Origin of the sequence: Streptomyces sp. NPDC059874 (assembly GCF_042731135.1) — a bacterium.
In the GTDB taxonomy this organism is placed as follows: domain Bacteria; phylum Actinomycetota; class Actinomycetes; order Streptomycetales; family Streptomycetaceae; genus Streptomyces.
In genome coordinates, this window is sequence record NZ_JBHWJY010000021.1 from 57,001 (window position 1) to 75,232 (window position 18,232).

An 18,232-nucleotide genomic window follows, 5' to 3' on the forward strand; every position below is an offset into this window, starting at 1 on the left:
CCTCACGGCATGAACAAGGACTCGGTGGGACCCAAGATGTCCAATGACGACGCAAGGCTTCTCGACTACCTCAAGCGGGTCACGGCGGATCTGCACCAGACCCGGCGCAGGCTCCAGGAGGTCGAGAACCAGGACCACGAACCCATCGCCATCGTGGCGATGAGCTGCCGCTACCCAGGAGGCGTCAGCACCCCCGACGACCTGTGGCGGCTCGTGGCCGAGGGCCGGGACGCCATCACCACCTTCCCCACCGACCGCGGCTGGGACCTCGACGGGCTCCGCGGCGACGAGCCGGAGACCACCGGGTCCGGCAGCAGCTACGTCAACGAGGGCGGCTTCGTCCACGACGTGGCCGACTTCGACGCGGGCTTCTTCGGGATCAGCCCCAACGAGGCCCTCACCATGGACCCCCAGCAGCGACTGCTGCTGGAGGTGTCCTGGGAGGCCATCGAGCGGGCCGGGATCGACCCGGCGTCGCTGCGCGGAAAGCCCGTCGGCGTGTTCGCGGGCTCCGGAATCCAGGACTACGAGTACCTCATCGGCGCGGCGGGCGAGGTCGCCGAGGCCTACATGACCACCGCCAACGCGGCCGCCGTCATCTCCGGCCGGATCTCCTACACCCTCGGCCTCGAAGGCCCCGCGGTGACCGTCGACACGGCCTGCTCCTCCTCGCTCGTCTCCCTGCACCTGGCCGCCCAGGCGCTGCGGCAGCGCGAATGCTCGCTGGCCCTCGCCGGCGGCGTCATGGTGATGTCCACCCCGTCGCCGTTCATCGCGTTCAGCCGCCAGCGCGGCCTCGCCCCCGACGGCCGCTGCAAGGCCTTCGCCGAGGCCGCCGACGGCACCGGCTGGTCCGAGGGCGCGGGCATGCTCGTCCTCGAACGCCTCGCGGACGCGCGGCGCAACGGTCACCCGGTGCTGGCCGTCGTACGCGGCAGCGCCGTCAACCAGGACGGCGCCAGCAACGGCCTGACCGCCCCCAACGGCCGGGCCCAGCAGCGCGTCATCCGCCAGGCCCTCGCCAACGCCCGGATCCCCGCCACCCACGTCGACGTGGTCGAGGGACACGGCACCGGCACCACCCTCGGCGACCCGATCGAGGCACAGGCGCTGCTGGCCACGTACGGGCAGGACCGCACGGACGACCGGCCGCTGTGGCTGGGCTCCATCAAGTCCAACATGGGCCACGCGCAGGCCGCCGCCGGCGTCGGAAGCGTCATCAAGATGGTCGAGGCGATACGCCACGGGGTGCTGCCGAAGACCCTGCACGTGGACGAACCGTCGAGCCACGTCGACTGGTCCGCCGGCCGGGTCCGACTGCTGACCGAGACCCGCGAGTGGGAGCGCGCCGAGGACCGGCCGAGGCGGGCGGGTGTCTCGGCCTTCGGCGTGAGCGGCACCAACGCCCACATCATCCTGGAGGAAGCCCCGGCGGAGGCGCCGGTCGAGGCGTCGGCGGAGGCCCCCGCGGATTCGGCAGCGGCCCCCGAGGCGTCCGCGGCCGCGGCGCCGCTGCCCGCCGTCCTGCCCTGGCCGGTCTCCGGCCGCGACGCGGCGGCCCTCGCCGCCCAGGCCGACCGGGTGCACGCGCACGCCACGGCGGAGCCCGACCTGGCCGAAGCCGACCTGGCCTACTCCCTGGCCACGAGCCGTGCCGCGCTCGACCACCGCGCGGTCGTCCTCGCCGACGGCCGCGAGGCCGCGCTGGCCGGACTCGCGGCGCTGGCCGAGGGACAGGCGCACCCCAACGTGGTGCGCGGAGTCGTCACGAAGGGGTCGACGGCGTTCCTGTTCACCGGACAGGGCGCGCAGCGCCTCGGGATGGGGCGGGAGCTGTACGAGGCCTTCCCGGTCTTCGCCGAGGCTTTCGACGCGGTGTGCGCGGAGATCGACGCCCACCTCGGGCGCTCCCTGCGTGAGGTGGTGTGGGGTGAGGACGCGGAGGCGCTGAACGCGACCGCGATCACCCAGCCCGCGCTGTTCGCTCTCGAAGTCGCCTTGTACCGGCTGGTGGAGGCCTGGGGGGTCACCCCCGACGTGGTCGCAGGGCACTCCATCGGTGAGCTGGCGGCCGCACATGTCGCCGGGGTGTTCTCCCTGGCGGACGCGGCCCGGCTGGTCGTGGCGCGTGGCCGGTTGATGCAGGCCCTGCCGGCCGGCGGCGCGATGCTCGCCGTACAGGCCACGGAGGAGGAAGTGCTGCCGCTGCTCACCGACGGGGTGGGCATTGCCGCGGTCAACGGGCCGGATTCCGTGGTGGTTTCGGGTGTCGAGGCCGCCGTGCTGGCGGTCGGCGAGCACTTCGCGGCCTCCGGACGGAAGACGAGCCGGCTCGCCGTCTCGCACGCCTTCCACTCGGCGCTCATGGACCCGATGCTCGACGAATTCCGGGTCACGGCCCAGGGGTTGAGCTACGCCGAGCCGCTGATCCCCGCCGTCTCGACCGTCACCGGCCGGCCCGGCGCGGACTGGCGGTCGCCCGAGTACTGGGTGAACCAGGTCCGTGAGGCCGTCCGTTTCGCGGACGCCGTACACGCCCTGGAGCAGCAGGGCGCCACCCGCTTCCTTGAGATCGGCCCCGACGGCATCCTCACCGGGCTCGCCGCCCAGAGCGTGGAAGACACCGTGCTCGTGGCGGCCCAGCGCAAGAACCGCCCCGAGCCCGAGAGCCTGATCACCGCCCTCGCCCAGCTGCACGTCTCCGGTGTGGCCGTCGACTGGCAGGCCCTCTACGCGGGCACCGGAGTCGAGCTCGTCTCCCTCCCCACGTACGCCTTCCAGCGCACCCGGTACTGGGTCGAGGGCACCGGCTCCCTCGGCGACGTCTCCGCCGCCGGTCTCGCCGCCGCCGGGCATCCGCTGCTGGGCGCCGTCGTCTCCCTCGCCGACTCCGGCGGTGTCGTCCTGACCGGCAGGGTCTCCGTATCGGCCCAGCCGTGGCTGGCCGACCACGTCGTCGGCGACTCCGTGGTCTTCCCCGGCACCGGCTTCGTGGAGCTGGCCGTCCGGGCCGGTGACCAGGTCGGCTGCGAGCTGCTCGAAGAACTGATGCTCCGGTCCCCGCTGGTCCTCCCCGAACGGGGCGCCGTCGCCCTCCAGGTCGAGGTCGGCGCCGCCGACGCGTCCGGACGGCGCCCGGTCAGCGTCCACTCCCGCCGCGACGACCAGCCCGACCAGCCGTGGGCCCTGCACGCGGCCGGCGTACTGGTGGCCGCCGCCGGCGCCGCCGAGTCCCGCTCCTTCGACCTCGCCGGCTGGCCGCCGGCCGGGTCCACTCCCATCGACACGGACGGCGTGTACGAGGCACTGGCCGCCGCCGGGCTCCCGTACGGCCCGGCCTTCCGCGGTCTGACGGCCGCCTGGCAGGCCGGCACCGAGGTGTTCGCCGAGGTCGCCCTGCCCGAGCGGGCCCACGCCGAGGCAGCCGCGTTCGGCCTGCACCCGGCGCTGCTCGACGCCTCCCTGCACGGCTCCGTGTTCACGGACCTCTTCGCCGAGGCCACCGGGCCGGTCCTGCCGTTCGTCTGGACGGGGGTACGGCTGCACGCCTCCGGTGCCGCGCGCCTGCGGGTCCGCATCGCCCCGGACGGCGCGGGCGCCATCGCCCTGTCCGTCGCCGACGAGACCGGCCGGCCGGTGCTGTCCGTGGACTCCCTCGTCCTGCGCGAGGTCTCCGCCGAGCAGCTCGCCGCCGCGCGCACCGTCGCCCACGAGTCCCTCTTCGCCCTGAACTGGGTCGAACTGCCCGCCGTTACCCTGGGAACCGCCCCAGCCGACTGGTCCACGCTGGCCGCCGACGGACCGGTGCCCGAGGCCGTCGTCCTGCGCTCCCGGCACTCCGGTGCGGACCCCGACACCGTGCGCGCCGCCACCGCCGAAGTGCTCGCGGTCCTCCAGCAGTGGCTCGCCGACGATCGGTACGCGGACTCGCGCCTGCTCGTCGCGACCAGCGGAGCGGTGGCCCGCCCCGGCGAGGCCCGCGAGGACGTCACCGACCTGGCCGGCGCGGCCGTCTGGGGCCTGGTGCGCTCCGCGCAGATGGAGAACCCCGGACGGTTCCTCCTCGCCGACCTCGACGGCCTCGACGACCTCGGCAGCGCGACGCAGGCCGCCGCCGCGCTGGCCGCCGACGAGCCCCAGACCCTCGTACGCGGCGCCACCGTCCACGGCGCCCGACTCGCCCGCCTCACCGACGACCCCGAACGGCGCGTGCGCCCCGACTTCGGCAACGGCACGGTCCTGGTCACCGGCGCGACCGGCGCGCTCGGCCGGCTGGTGGCCCGGCGGCTCGTCGAGGCCCACGGCGTACGGAGCCTGTTGCTGGTCTCCCGACGCGGTACGGACGCCCCCGGCGCGGTGGAACTCCGCGCCGAGCTCCGCGGCCTGGGCGCCGAGGCCACCCTGGCCGCCTGCGACGTCGCGGACCGGGACGCCCTGGCCGCCCTCATCACCGGAGTGCCGCTCACCGGCGTCGTCCACCTCGCGGGCGTGCTCGACGACGCGCTCATCGCCTCGCTGACCCCGCGGAGCCTGGACGCCGTACTGCGCGCCAAGGCCGACGCGGCGCTCCACCTGCACGAGCTGACCCGGGACCTGGAGCTGTCGGCCTTCGTCCTGTTCTCCTCCGCGACCGGTGTCCTGGGTGTTCCCGGCCAGGGCAACTACGGCGCGGCGAACGCCCTGCTCGACGGGCTCGCCACCCACCGGCGTGCCCAGGGCCTGCCCGCCCAGTCGCTCGCCTGGGGCCTGTGGGCGAGCGGCATGTCCGGCGCCCTCACCGACGCCGACCTCCAGCGGATGAGCCGCACCGGCATCGGCGCGCTCACCGCCGAGTACGGCCTGGACCTCTTCGACCGGGCCCTGACCGTCGACGCCCCCGTCGTCCTGCCGATCCGGCTGGACGTACGCACCCTCGCCGAGGCGGGCGAGGCCCTGCCGCCGCTCTTCCGCGGGCTGGTCCGCGTACGGGCCCGACGTGCCGCGGTGTCCGCGACCGAGGCGGCCGGTGCCCTGCGCGGCCGGCTGGCCGGCCTGGACCGGGAGCAGCGCGAGGGCGTCCTGCTCGACCTGGTGCGCACGCAGGTCGCGGTGACCCTCGGCTACCCGGGGCCGCACGCCGTCGACGAGACCCGGGCCTTCAGCGAGCTCGGCTTCGACTCGCTCACCGCCGTCGAGTTCCGCAACGCCGTCAGCGCCGCCGCAGAGGTCCGGCTGCCCGCGACCCTGGCCTTCGACTACCCCAACCCGCGCGCCCTGGCCCGTCACCTGCTCGACGAACTCGACGGAGTGATAGGTGAGTTGCTCCCGGCGGTCAGTGCCGTCCGTACCGGGGGCGGTGCCGGGGCCGGGGACGACGACCCGATCGTGATCGTCTCCATGGCCTGCCGCTACCCGGGAGGCGTACGAACCCCCGAGCAGCTGTGGCAGCTCGTCGCCGACGGTGTGGACGCCGTCACCGCCTTCCCGGCCAACCGTGGCTGGGACCTCGACCGCATCTACGACCCGACCGCGGAGCGGCCGCACACCAGCTACGCCCACGAGGGCGGATTCCTGCACGAGGCCGGCGAGTTCGACCCGGCGTTCTTCGGGATCAGCCCCAACGAGGCCGCCGTCATGGACCCGCAGCAGTTCCTGCTGCTGGAGACGGCCTGGGAGGCCTTCGAGCGGGCCGGCATCGACCCGGAGACCCTGCGCGGCAGCATGACCGGCTGCTACGCCGGAATGATGTACCACGACTACGCGGCCAACAACAGCACCGGAGCCATCGCCTCCGGCCGCGTCTCGTACGTCTTCGGCCTCGAAGGTCCGGCCGTCACGGTGGACACGGCCTGCTCCTCCTCGCTGGTCGCCCTGCACATGGCCGCCCAGGCCCTGCGGTCGGGGGAGTGCTCGCTGGCGCTCGCCGGCGGTGTCGCCGTCATGGCCACGCCGGAGGTCTTCGTCGAGTTCAGCCGGCAGCGCGGGCTCGCCCCCGACGGGCGCTGCAAGTCCTTCGGCGTCGGCGCCAACGGCACCGGCTGGGGCGAGGGCGCGGGCATGCTCCTCCTGGAGCGCCTCTCGGACGCGCGGCGCAACGGCCACCCCGTCCTGGCGGTGGTCCGCGGCTCGGCCCTCAACCAGGACGGTGCCAGCAACGGTCTGACCGCCCCGAACGGGCCCTCGCAGCAGCGGGTGATCCGCCAGGCGCTGGCCAACGCGGGCCTGACGGCCGCCGAGGTCGACGCCGTCGAGGCGCACGGAACCGGCACGGTGCTGGGCGACCCGATCGAGGCGCAGGCGCTGCTGGCCACGTACGGCCAAGGACGGGCGGAAGGGCAGCCGCTGTGGCTGGGCTCCATCAAGTCCAACATGGGCCACACGCAGGCGGCCGCGGGTGTCGCGGGCATCATCAAGATGGTGATGGCGATGCGGCACGGTGTGCTGCCGCCGACCCTGCACGCGGAGGAACGCTCGGACCAGATCGATTGGTCGGCCGGTGACGTGGAACTGCTCACCGAAGCCCGGGAATGGCGCGCGGAGGGCCACCCGAGGCGGGCCGGCATCTCCTCCTTCGGCATCAGCGGCACGAACGCCCACGTCATCGTCGAAGAGGTCACCGCGGCGCCGGAGCCCGCCGAGGCCGCAGCCGGTGACGAACTGCCCTTCACTCCCTGGGTGTTGTCGGCCAAGTCCGCACAGGCACTGGCCGGCCAGGCGGAGCGGCTGCTGGTCGTGGCCGCCGAGCACGACCCGGCGGACATCGGCTACACCCTCGCCTCGGCGCGCAGCACGATGGACCACCGTGCGGTGGTCGTCGGCGACCGGGCGGGCGCACTCGCGGCGCTCGCGGCTCTCGCGGCGGGGGAGGACCACCCCGGGGCGGTCGTCGGCCAGGCGCAGAGCGGCGGGCGGACGGCGCTCCTGTTCACGGGACAGGGAGCCCAGCGGCTGGGCATGGGACGGGAGCTGTACGAGTCCTTCCCGGTGTTCGCGGACGCCTTCGACGCGGTGTGCGCGGAGGTCGACGCCCACCTCGGGCGCTCGCTGCGCGAGGTGGTGTGGGGTGAGGACGCGGACGCGCTGAACGCGACCGCGATCACCCAGCCCGCCCTCTTCGCGATCGAGGTGGCGCTGTACCGCCTCGTCGAAGCCCTCGGTGTACGGGCCGATCTGGTGGCCGGGCACTCGATCGGCGAGCTGGCCGCCGCCCACGTCGCCGGGGTCCTCTCCCTGGCCGACGCGGCCCGGCTGGTCGTCGCCCGCGGTCGGCTGATGCAGGCCCTCCCGGCCGGCGGCGCGATGGTCGCCGTACAGGCCACCGAGGAGGAGGTCCTCCCGCAGCTCACCGACGAAGTCGGGATCGCGGCCGTCAACGGCCCGCGGTCGGTGGTCGTTTCGGGTGTCGAGGCCGCGGTCCTCGCGGTGGGCGAGCACTTCGCGGCCGCCGGACGGAAGACGAGCCGGCTTGCCGTCTCGCACGCCTTCCACTCGGCGCTGATGGACCCGATGCTCGACGAATTCCGGGCCGTCGCCGCTCAGTTGACCTTCAACGAGCCGCGCATCCCCGCCGTCTCCACCGTTACCGGTCAGACCTCCACGGACTGGCAGTCCCCCGAGTACTGGGTGGGCCAGGTCCGCGAGGCCGTCCGCTTCGCCGATGCCGTCGAAGCGCTGGCCGGGCAGGGGGTGACCCGCTTCCTGGAGATCGGCCCCGACGGGATCCTCACCGGCCTCGCCGCCCAGAGCGTCGACGCCGTCCTCGTCGCCGCCGTACGCAAGAACCGCCCCGAGGCCGAAACCCTGGTCACCGCCCTCGCCCGGCTCCACGTCTCCGGCGCCCGCGTCGACTGGCAGGCCTTCCACCCCACCACCACAGCCCGCCGCGTCGACCTCCCCACCTACGCCTTCCAGCGCACCCGCTACTGGATCGGTACGGAGGAGTACCTCGCCAACTCGTGGATCGGCTCCGGCAGCGGCAGCATGGCGACGGCCGGCCTGACCGATGCCGGACACCCGCTGCTGGGTGCCGTACTCCCGTCCCCCGACACCGACGTGGTCACCTTCACCGGTCGGCTGTCCGCCGGGACCCACGCCTGGATCGCCGATCACGACGTCCTCGGCAGCGTCCTGCTGCCGGGCACCGGCTTCGTGGAGCTGGCGATCCGGGCCGGCGACCAAGTGGGCTGCGACGTACTCGAAGAGCTCGCCCTCCAGGCGCCCCTGATCCTCCCCGAACGCGGCGCGGTGACCGTCCAGATGGTGCTCGGCGCCGCCGACGGCTCGGGGCGGCGCTCGGTGAGCGTCTACTCGCGCGCCGAGGACCGGCCGGACCTGCCGTGGACGCTGCACGCCGACGGCGTACTCGCCGCCGGCGCCGAGGCCCCCGCCTTCGACCTGGCGGCCTGGCCGCCCGCAGGGGCGGACGAACTGCCCCTGGACGGCGCCTACGAGGGCCTGCGCGAGCGGGGCTTCGGATACGGGCCGACGTTCCAGGGCCTCAAGGCCGCCTGGCGCCTCGACGACGTGCTCTACGCCGAGGTCGCCCTGCCCGAGCAGGCACACGCCGAAGCCGAGGAGTTCGGGCTCCACCCGGCGCTCCTGGACGCCGCCATGCACGCGGCACTCGTCAACGGAACCGGCGGCGACGAGACCGTACTGCCCTTCGTCTGGAAGGACATCACCCTGCACGCGGCGGGAGCCTCCGTCGTACGGGTGCGGATCACCCAGCCCACCCCCGAGAGCCTGTCGTTGCAGGTGGCCGACGCCACCGGCGCCCCGGTCGCCACCGTCGGCGCGGTCGTCGGCCGCCCGGTCTCCACGGAGCAGCTCGGCACCCACGGCAGCGAGTCCCTCTTCCACATCGCCTGGAACCCGCTGCCCGGTGCGGCCGCCGCCGCGCAGGCGCCGGCCGAGGGCACGGTGTTCTTCGAGTGCGAGGCACCGGACGGGGACGACGTGCCGGCCGCGGTGCACAGCGTGGCCAACAGCGCGTTGGCGGCCGTGCAGGACTGGCTGTCCGAGGACCGGCCCGAGGGTGCGGTGTTGGCGGTGGTCACGCGTGGTGCGGTGGCCGTCGTCGAGGGTGAGTCGGTGGACGTGCGGCAGGCTCCGGTGTGGGGTCTGGTGCGTGCGGCGCAGGCGGAGAATCCCGGCCGGTTCGTGCTCGTCGACACAGACGGATCCGTCGAGTACGAGCAGCTACTGGCGCTGGGCGAGCCGGAGTTGGCCGTCCGCGCGGGTGAGGTGTCGGTGCCGCGACTGGCCCGCGTGTCCGTGGGTGAGGGTGCGGAGCCGGTGTGGGATGCGACGGGGACCGTGTTGATCACGGGTGGTACGGGTGGTCTGGGTGCGCTCGTGGCCCGTCATCTGGTCGCCGAGCACGGGGTACGCAACCTGCTGCTCCTCGGGCGTCGCGGTGCGGACACCCCCGGAGTGTCCGACCTCGTCGCGGACCTCACCGACTCGGGTGCTTCGGTCGTGGTCGCCGCGTGTGACGTGGCGGACCGGGAGGCGCTGGCTGCGGTGCTCGCCAGCATCGACCCCGCTCACCCGTTGTCGGGGGTCGTCCATGTGGCGGGTGTCGCCGACAACGGTGTGATCGGTGCGTTGACTGCGGAGCGGATGGACGCGGTGTTGCGTCCGAAGGCGGACGCGGCGTGGCACCTGCACGAGTTGACGCGTGAGCTGGACCTGTCGGCGTTCGTGATGTTCTCCTCGGCCGGCGGTCTGGTGCTGGCGGCGGGGCAGGGCAACTACGCGGCCGCGAACGTGTTCCTCGACGCGCTCGCCGCCCACCGCCACGCCGAAGGACTCCCGGCCACCTCCATGGCCTTCGGTCTCTGGGGCGTCACCACCGGCATGACCACCACGGACATGCTCGACCTGGCGGAAGAGCGGATGGCGGCCCAGGGCCTGCCCGCCCTCTCCCAAGCCGAGGGCCTCGCCCTGTTCAGCAGCTCCCTGCGCTCGGGCTTGCCCGCCGTGGTCCCCCTGCTGATCGACACGAACGTGCTGCGGGGCCGGGCCGCTTCCCTTCCCGCCCTGCTGCGAGGCCTCGTACGCGTCCCCGTACGGCGGGCCGCGCAGTCCGCCGACGGCGGCGACGGGCTCCTCGCCCGCCTGGCCGGCCTGGACGCCGATTCCCGGGCCGCCGCGCTCCTCGACCTCGTACGGGGCCAGGTGGCGGGCGTGCTCGGCCACGCCTCCGCGGACGCGATCGAGCCGGAGCGGGCCTTCAGCGAGCTGGGCTTCGACTCGCTCGCCGCGGTCGAGCTGCGCAACCGGCTCGGAGCGGTGACCGGACTCAGGCTCCCCGCCACGCTGATCTTCGACTACCCGACCGCGCAGGCCGTCGCTGCCCACATCGGCGAAGAGGTGGGCGGTTCGGAGCGTGCCGCGCTCGTACCCGCCCGGGCCCTGTCCACCGGCGGCGGCGCGGCCGGCGACGACGACGACCCGATCGTGATCGTCGGGATCGGCTGCCGGTACCCGGGCGGGGTCACCACCCCCGACGAGCTGTGGAGCCTGGTCGCGGACGGAGTGGACGCCATAGGCGACTTCCCGGCCGACCGCGGCTGGGACCCGGACGTGTACGACCCGGAGCCGGGCACGCCCGGCCGGACCTACACCCGAGCCGGCGGATTCCTCTACGACGCCGCCGACTTCGACCCGGTCTTCTTCGGGATCAGCCCGAACGAGGCCCTGATGATGGACCCGCAGCAGCGGCTGCTGCTGGAGGTGTCCTGGGAAGCCATCGAGCGCGCCGGGATCGACCCGACGACCCTCAAGGGCTCGGCGACCGGTGTGTTCGCGGGCGTCATGTACCACGACTACGCACTCGGCGTGGAGGCCGCGGCCAGCAGCGGCGGAAGCCTCGTCTCCGGTCGTACCTCCTACACACTGGGCCTCGAAGGGCCCTCCGTCACCGTCGACACGGCCTGCTCCTCCTCCCTCGTGGCCCTGCACATGGCCGCCCAGGCCCTGCGGTCGGGCGAGTGCTCGCTGGCGCTCGCCGGCGGTGTCGCCGTCATGGGCACCCCGGGCATGTTCGTCGAGTTCAGCCGGCAGCGCGGGCTCGCCCCCGACGGCCGCTCCAAGTCCTTCGCGGCCTCGGCTGACGGTGTCGCGTGGGGCGAAGGTGCGGGCGTACTGCTCCTGGAGCGGCTCTCGGACGCCCGCCGCAACGGCCACCCGGTGGTCGCCGTCGTCCGCGGTTCGGCGCTCAACCAGGACGGCGCCAGCAACGGCATGACCGCCCCGAACGGACCGTCCCAGCAGCGGGTGATCCGTCAGGCGCTGGCCAACGCGGGCCTGACGGCCGCCGAGGTCGACGCCGTCGAGGCGCACGGCACCGGCACGACGCTCGGCGACCCGATCGAGGCGCAGGCGCTGCTGTCCACCTACGGCCAAGGCCGGGCGGAGGACCGGCCGTTGTGGCTGGGCTCCATCAAGTCCAACATGGGCCACACGCAGGCCTCCTCCGGCATCGCGGGCGTCATCAAGATGGTCATGGCGATGCGCCACGGAGTCCTGCCGAAGACCCTCCATGTAGACGCGCCCTCGGACCAGGTGGACTGGGCGGCGGGGAACGTCGCACTGCTCACCGAGGCCCGGGAATGGCAGGCGGCGGACCGGCCCCGCCGGGCCGGCGTCTCCTCCTTCGGCATCAGCGGTACGAACGCCCACGTGATCGTCGAGGAGGCGCCCGAAGCAGCCGCGGAGGCGGCAGCCGGGGGCACTGAACTCCCCGGCGTTCCCTGGGTGTTGTCCGCCAAGACCCCGCAGGCCCTGGCCGCGCAGGCCGAGCGGCTGCTGGAGCAGGTCACGCGGCAACCCGCGATCGAGCCGGCCGACCTCGGCCTCTCGCTGGTCTCCTCGCGCACCGCGTTCGCCCACCGGGCCGTGGTCGTGGGGGCGGAGCGCGAGGAGCTGCTGCGCGGGCTGACCGCGCTGGCGCAGAACCGCAACGCGCCCGCCGTGGTCCGCGACCAGGCCCGCCGCAGCGGAAGGACCGCGCTCCTGTTCACCGGACAGGGCGCCCAGCGCCTCGGGATGGGGCGCGAGCTGTACGGGGCCTTCCCGGTCTTCGCCGAGGCCTTCGACGCGGTGTGCGCGGAGATCGACGCCCACCTCGGGCGCTCCCTGCGCGAGGTGGTGTGGGGTGAGGACGCGGAGGCGCTGAACGCGACCGCGATCACCCAGCCCGCGCTGTTCGCCCTGGAAGTCGCCCTGTACCGGCTCGTCGAAGCCTGGGGTGTGAAGCCCGACGTGGTCGCCGGGCACTCCATCGGGGAGCTGGCCGCCGCGCATGTGGCCGGGGTGTTGTCCCTGGCGGATGCGGCCCGGCTGGTCGTGGCGCGCGGTCGTCTGATGCAGGCGCTGCCGGCCGGGGGCGCGATGCTCGCCGTACAGGCGACGGAGGAGGAGGTCCTCCCGCAGCTCACAGACGGCGTGGGAATCGCCGCGATCAACGGACCGGAGTCGGTCGTGGTCTCGGGCGTCGAGGCCGCCGTCCTGGCGGTCGGCGAGCACTTCGCGGCCGCCGGACGGAAGACGAGCCGGCTTGCCGTCTCGCACGCCTTCCACTCGGCGCTCATGGAACCGATGCTCGACGAATTCCGGGCCGTCGCCGCTCAGTTGACCTTCAACGAGCCGCGTATCCCCGCCGTCTCCACCGTCACCGGCGCAGCCTCCACCGACTGGCGGTCCCCTGAGTACTGGGTGGGTCAGGTCCGCGAGGCCGTCCGCTTCTCCGACGCGGTCGAAGCGCTGGCCGGGCAGGGGGTGACCCGCTTCCTGGAGATCGGCCCCGTCGGTGTCCTCACGGGCCTCGCCCAGCAGATCCTCGACTCCGACCAGGCTGCGGCCGTCCTCGTACCCGCCCTGCGCAAGGACCGACCGGAGCCCGAGGCGCTGCTGACCGCACTCGGCCGGCTGCACGTGTCCGGCGGGCGCGTCGACTGGCAGGCCTTCTACGCCGGCACCGGCGCCCGGGTCGTCGACCTGCCCACCTATCCCTTCCAGCGCAGCCGCTTCTGGGTCGACGCCGCCAAGCCGGCCACCGATGCCGTGGCCGTCGGCCAGGACGCCCTCGACCACCCGCTGCTCGCGGCCGTCGTCGCTTCCCCCGACTCCGACGCGGTGACCTTCACCGCCAGGGTCTCCCTGGACGCCCAACCCTGGGTGGCCGACCACGCCGTCCACGGCAGCGTCCTGCTTCCCGGCACCGGCTTCGTGGAACTCGCCCTCCAGGCCGCCGACCACGTCGGCTGCGGCCTGCTGGAGGAGCTCACCCTCTACTCCCCGCTCGTGCTGCCCGAGCGCGGCGGAGTCGCTCTCCAGGTCGTCGTCGGTGAGCCCGACGCGCAGGCCCGGCGTACCGTACGCGTGTACTCGCGCCCGGAGAGCAGCCCCGACGAGCCGTGGACCCGGCACGCCGACGGGCTCATCGCCCCGGCCGCCGGGGAAACCGGCGACGGGCTCACGGCCTGGCCGCCGTCCGGCGCCGAGGAGCTGGACGCCGACGGGCTGTACGACGGGCTCCAGGACCGAGGCTTCGGCTACGGCCCGGTGTTCCAGGGCCTGACGGCGGCCTGGCGGCTCGGCGACGCGCTGTACGCCGAGATCGCACTGCCCGAGCAGGCGCACACCGATGCCGGACGCTTCGGACTGCACCCGGCCCTGCTCGACGCCTCCATGCACGCGCTCGGCTTCGGCGGGCTCGGCGCCGAGGAGGACGAGGGGCGGGCCCTGCTGCCCTTCTCCTGGGCGGGCGTCACCCTGCACGCCGCGTCCGCGACCGCCGTACGGGTCCGGCTCGCGCCGGTCGAGGGGCAGCGCAACGCGGTGCGCCTCGACCTCGCCGACCCGACCGGAGCACCCGTGGCCTCGGTGGCCGCCCTGCAACTGCGGCCCGTGGCCGTGGAGCAGTTCGGCGCCGGCGGTTTCCGGGACGCGCTGCTGGCCGTCGAATGGCAGCCGGTCGGTGGCGGCAGCGGGCCGCGCGGGGACTGGGCCATCGCCGGCCCGGGCCTGGAGGTCGCCGGAGTGCCGGTGGTGTCCGGACCGGACGCGCTGGGAGCCGGGGGAGCCGGGGGAGCCGACGTACCGGACACCGTGCTGCTGCCCGTCCTCGCGGACGGGCCCGCCGCCGGCGGTGAGCACGAGGTTCCCGCGGGCATCCGTACGGCGGTGGACACGGCGCTGGCCGCCGCCCAGCGGTGGCTGGCCGAGCCCAGGTTCGCGCGGTCGCGCCTGGTGCTGGTGACCCGGGCCGCCCTGGCCGTCACCGACGGCGACCCGGTCGACGTACGGCAGGCACCCGTCTGGGGTCTGATCCGGGCCGCGCAGGCGGAGAACCCCGGCCGGTTCGTCCTGCTGGACCTGGAGGCGGGCGAGGTGTCCCCGAAGGCACTGGCCGCGGCGCTCGCCTCGGACGAACCCGAACTGGCCGTCCGCCAGGGCAAGGTGCTCGCGCCCCGGCTCGCCCGGTCCGCGGCCCCCGGCGGCGACACGCCCTGGGACCCCGAGGGCACCGTCCTGATCACCGGCGGCACCGGCGGACTGGGCGCGCTCGTCGCCCGGCACCTGGTGACCGAGCACGGCGTACGCCGGCTGCTGCTCACCAGCCGACGCGGACCCGACGCACCCAACGCGGCGGGACTGCGCGAGGAACTGACCGCGCTCGGCGCCCACGTGGAGATCGCCGCCTGCGACGTCTCCGACCGGGCGGCCGTGGCCGAGCTGATCGACGGCGTCGACCCGGCGCACCCGCTGCGCGGGATCGTCCACGCCGCCGGCGTCGCCCACAACGGCCTGATCGGCGCGCTCACCCCCGAGCAGGTGGACCACGTGCTCGCCGCCAAGGCGGACGCCGCCTGGCACCTGCACGAGCTGACCGCCGGGCACGACCTGGCCGTGTTCGCGTTGTTCTCCTCGGCCGGCGGCCTGGTCATGGCCGCCGGACAGGGCAACTACGCGGCGGCGAACGTCTTCCTCGACGCCCTCGCGGCCCACCGCCGCTCGCGCGGCCTGGCGGCCACCTCGATGGCCTTCGGCCTGTGGGACACCGAGACCGGGCTGAGCCAGTGGCTCGGCGAGGCCGACCTCCAGCGGATGCGGCGCACCGGAACCCCGGCGCTGTCCGAGGAGGAGGGCCTGTGGCTCTTCGACGCGGCGGTCGCGGCCGACGCCCCGGCGCTCGTGCCGCTCCGCGTCGACCTGGCCGCCCTGCGGGCCCGGACCGACGAGGTGCCCGCGCTGCTGCGGGCACTGGCGCCCGCCGGGCGCCGCCGGGCCGGCGCGGCGACCGCCTCCACGGAGGCCGGCGGGCTCGGCCAGAAGGTGCGCGGGCTCGGCGACGCGGAACGCGAGCGGGTCGTACTCGACGCGGTCCTGGGCCATGCCGCCGAGGTCCTCGGGCACGCCGACCCGAGCGCCGTGGACGCCGAAGCGGGCTTCCTGGAAGCCGGGTTCGACTCGCTGACCGCCGTCGAACTGCGCAACCGGCTGGGCGCGGCCTCCGGGCTCGCGCTGCCGGCCATGGTGGTCTTCGACAGCAAGAACCCCCTCGAACTGGCCCGGCTGCTCGCCGACCGGCTGGCCGCCGCCCAAGGCGACGCGGGGCAGCCCGCCGCGCCCGCCACGCACGCCGACAACCGGGCCGACGACACCCTGTACGGGCTGTTCCTCGACGCGATCATGTCGGGGAACCTCCAGCCCGGACTGGCCATGCTGCGCTCGGTGGCCGCCCTGCGGCCCGCCTTCGCCTCCGCGGCCGACCTCGCCGAGCTGCCCGAGGCGGTCTCGTACGGGGCGCGCACCAAGCCCCGGGCCCAGGAGGGGCCGAAGCCGCCCCGGCTGATCTGCCTCAGCACCCCGACCGTGGCGGGCGGCGTGCACCAGCACGCGCGGCTCGCGGCCCGGCTCTCGATGCCGGTGGTCGGCATCCCGACCCCCGGGTTCGGGCGCGGGGAGTCGCTGCCGGAGTCCTTCGACGCGGCCGTGGACGTACTCGCCGAGGCCGTGCTGCGGGCCGCGGACGGAGAACCGTTCGCCCTGCTCGGCTTCTCCTCGGGCGGCCTGCTCGCCCACGCCACGGTGGCCCGCCTGGAGCGGGTGCACGGGGTGCGGCCGGCCGGGCTGGTGCTCCTGGACACGTACTACATGGGCGAGACGAACGACGCGATCTTCGACCAGATGGCCTTCGCGGTCCCCGACAAGGCGGCCACGCTGGGCTCCTTCAGCAGCGCCGAACTCTCCGCGATGGGGCGGTACGTGGAGCTGCTGCCGCAGTTCCGGCAGGAGGACATCCAGGCGCCCGTGCTGTTCGTACGGGCCGGGGACCTCTTCCGGATGGGCGAGGACGCGCAGATCGAGCCCGATGCCGACTGGCAGGCCGACTGGGAGGGCGCGGACACCGTGGCGACCGTCCCCGGCACGCATTTCACCATCGTCGAGCAGCACGTCGACACGACGGCCCCCGTCATCGACGGCTGGCTGACGGACCTGAAGGAGCGGATCTCCTGATGAGCACTCGTACGAGCAGAGGTGGCACAACCGTGAGTCTGAGCACGGAACTTCCGGCCGCGGTCCGCGGACCGGCGGAGCGCATCCACGAGTTCATGCTGGCGGCGGCCCGCACCGCACCGGACAGCCCCGCCGCCTGGGAGGCCGGCGAGGACGGCACCCACCGGGTGCTGAGCTATCGCCAACTGGAGCGCAGGGCCCGCGACTACGCCCTGACCCTGGACTCCCTCGGCCTCGACATCGGCGACCGGGTGATCCTCGAGTCGGACAACTCGGCCTCCGCCGTGGCCGCGCTGCTCGCCTGCTCGATGCTGGGTCTCACCTTCATCCCGGTGAGCCCCGAGGTCCCCACTCCGCGGCTGCTGGCGATCGCCGCGACCGCGGAACCCGCCCTGCACCTGCAGACGGTGAAGGGCGGGCGCGAGGGGATCCCCGCGCACATCGGGACGGCGCGGTTCGACCCCGACGGGGTGGTCGTGGAGCGCGCCCCCGCGCCGCGCACCCGCCACCGGCGGGAGCCGGTCGGCACCGACGCCGCGTACATGATCTTCACTTCGGGGACCACGGGCCGCCCCAAGGGCGTGGTCATGAGCCACCGCGGGGTGCTCTCCTTCTACCGGGGGATGCTGCAGCACGGCATCGTCACCGCGGGGGACCGGCTGGCCACCACCTCGCCGCTGCAGTTCGACTTCGCGCTGCTGGACATCGGCCTCGCGCTCGGCTCGGGGGCCCAGCTGATCTCCGTACCGCGTGAACTGATGCACTGGCCGCGCCGGTTCCTGCGCTTCCTCGCCGACACCGGAGCCACCCAGGTCGACGGCGTGCCGTCCATCTGGCGGCCCGTACTGCGCCACGAGGCCAAGGGCCTGGCCGCGCTGGCCGGGCAGGTGCGCGGGGTGCTGTTCTCCGGCGAGGCCTTCCCGTTGCCCGAACTGCGGCAGTTGCAGAGCCTGTTGCCGCAGGCGCGGGTGGTGAACTGCTTCGGACCGACCGAGGCGATGGCCTTCTCCCTCACCGACGTGCCGAACCCGCTGCCCGAGGGCGTCGACAAGCTCTCCATCGGATTCGCCTACCCCGGCGCCGAGATGCTGCTGATCGACGAGCAGGGGAAGCCCGTGGAGGAGCCGGGCGTGGTCGGCGAGATCCACCTGCGCGGGCCCTCCCTCTTCACCGGGTACTGGGACGACCCGGAGGCCACCCGATCGGTGCTCGTACCCGATCCGCTCAACCCCAGGTCCGGCCAACTCGTCTACAAGTCAAATGACTTGGCATACCGCGGCGAGAGTGGTGAGCTGTACTTCGTCGGACGGTCCGATCTCCAGGTCAAGATCCGCGGCAACCGGGTGGAGCTGGGCGAGATCGAGCGCCGGCTCCTGGAGTTCCCGGGCGTCGAGGCGGCCGCGGCGGTGGTCCGCCCGCGGCCGGGCGAGGACCCGGAGCTGTACGCGTACGTGGTTCCCGCCCGCGGCTTCGACGCCGACCCCGTGGTGATCAGCGCCTTCTGCAAGCAGACCCTGCCCGACTACATGGTGCCCCGGAAGGTCGGGCTGATCCCCGCCCTGCCGCTCACCCCCAACGGCAAGACCGATCGCAGGGCCCTGGCGGCACTCGTCGCCGAGGAAGGCTGACCCGCCCTCGGGAAGGCCGGTCGGGGGCCCGGCGGGGGGGCCCCGCCCCCCCCCCGCGGCCCGGCCCACGTCAACACCCCCCACCCGTACCCGCAAAC

Annotated in this window: 2 protein-coding genes; both read left to right on the forward strand. The window is 74.2% G+C overall.

Annotated elements, in window-relative coordinates; translation table 11 throughout:
- The first annotated feature begins 36 nt into the window (after window positions 1-36).
- Complete coding sequence (locus ACFV9H_RS14860) at window positions 37-16,506, forward strand: SDR family NAD(P)-dependent oxidoreductase (protein ID WP_385397710.1); 16,470 nt, start codon at window positions 37-39, stop codon at window positions 16,504-16,506.
- A gap of 32 nt (window positions 16,507-16,538) precedes the next feature.
- Window positions 16,539-18,134 (forward strand): AMP-binding protein, encoded by a 1,596-nt coding sequence (locus tag ACFV9H_RS14865; protein ID WP_385397712.1) that lies wholly within the window; start codon window positions 16,539-16,541, stop codon window positions 18,132-18,134.
- Window positions 18,135-18,232 lie beyond the last annotated feature (98 nt).

Excerpts from the sequence above, each read along its gene's own strand:
- ACFV9H_RS14860 (WP_385397710.1), top strand. The coding sequence starts at position 37 with ATGTCCAATGACGACGCAAGGCTTCTCGACTACCTCAAGCGGGTCACG.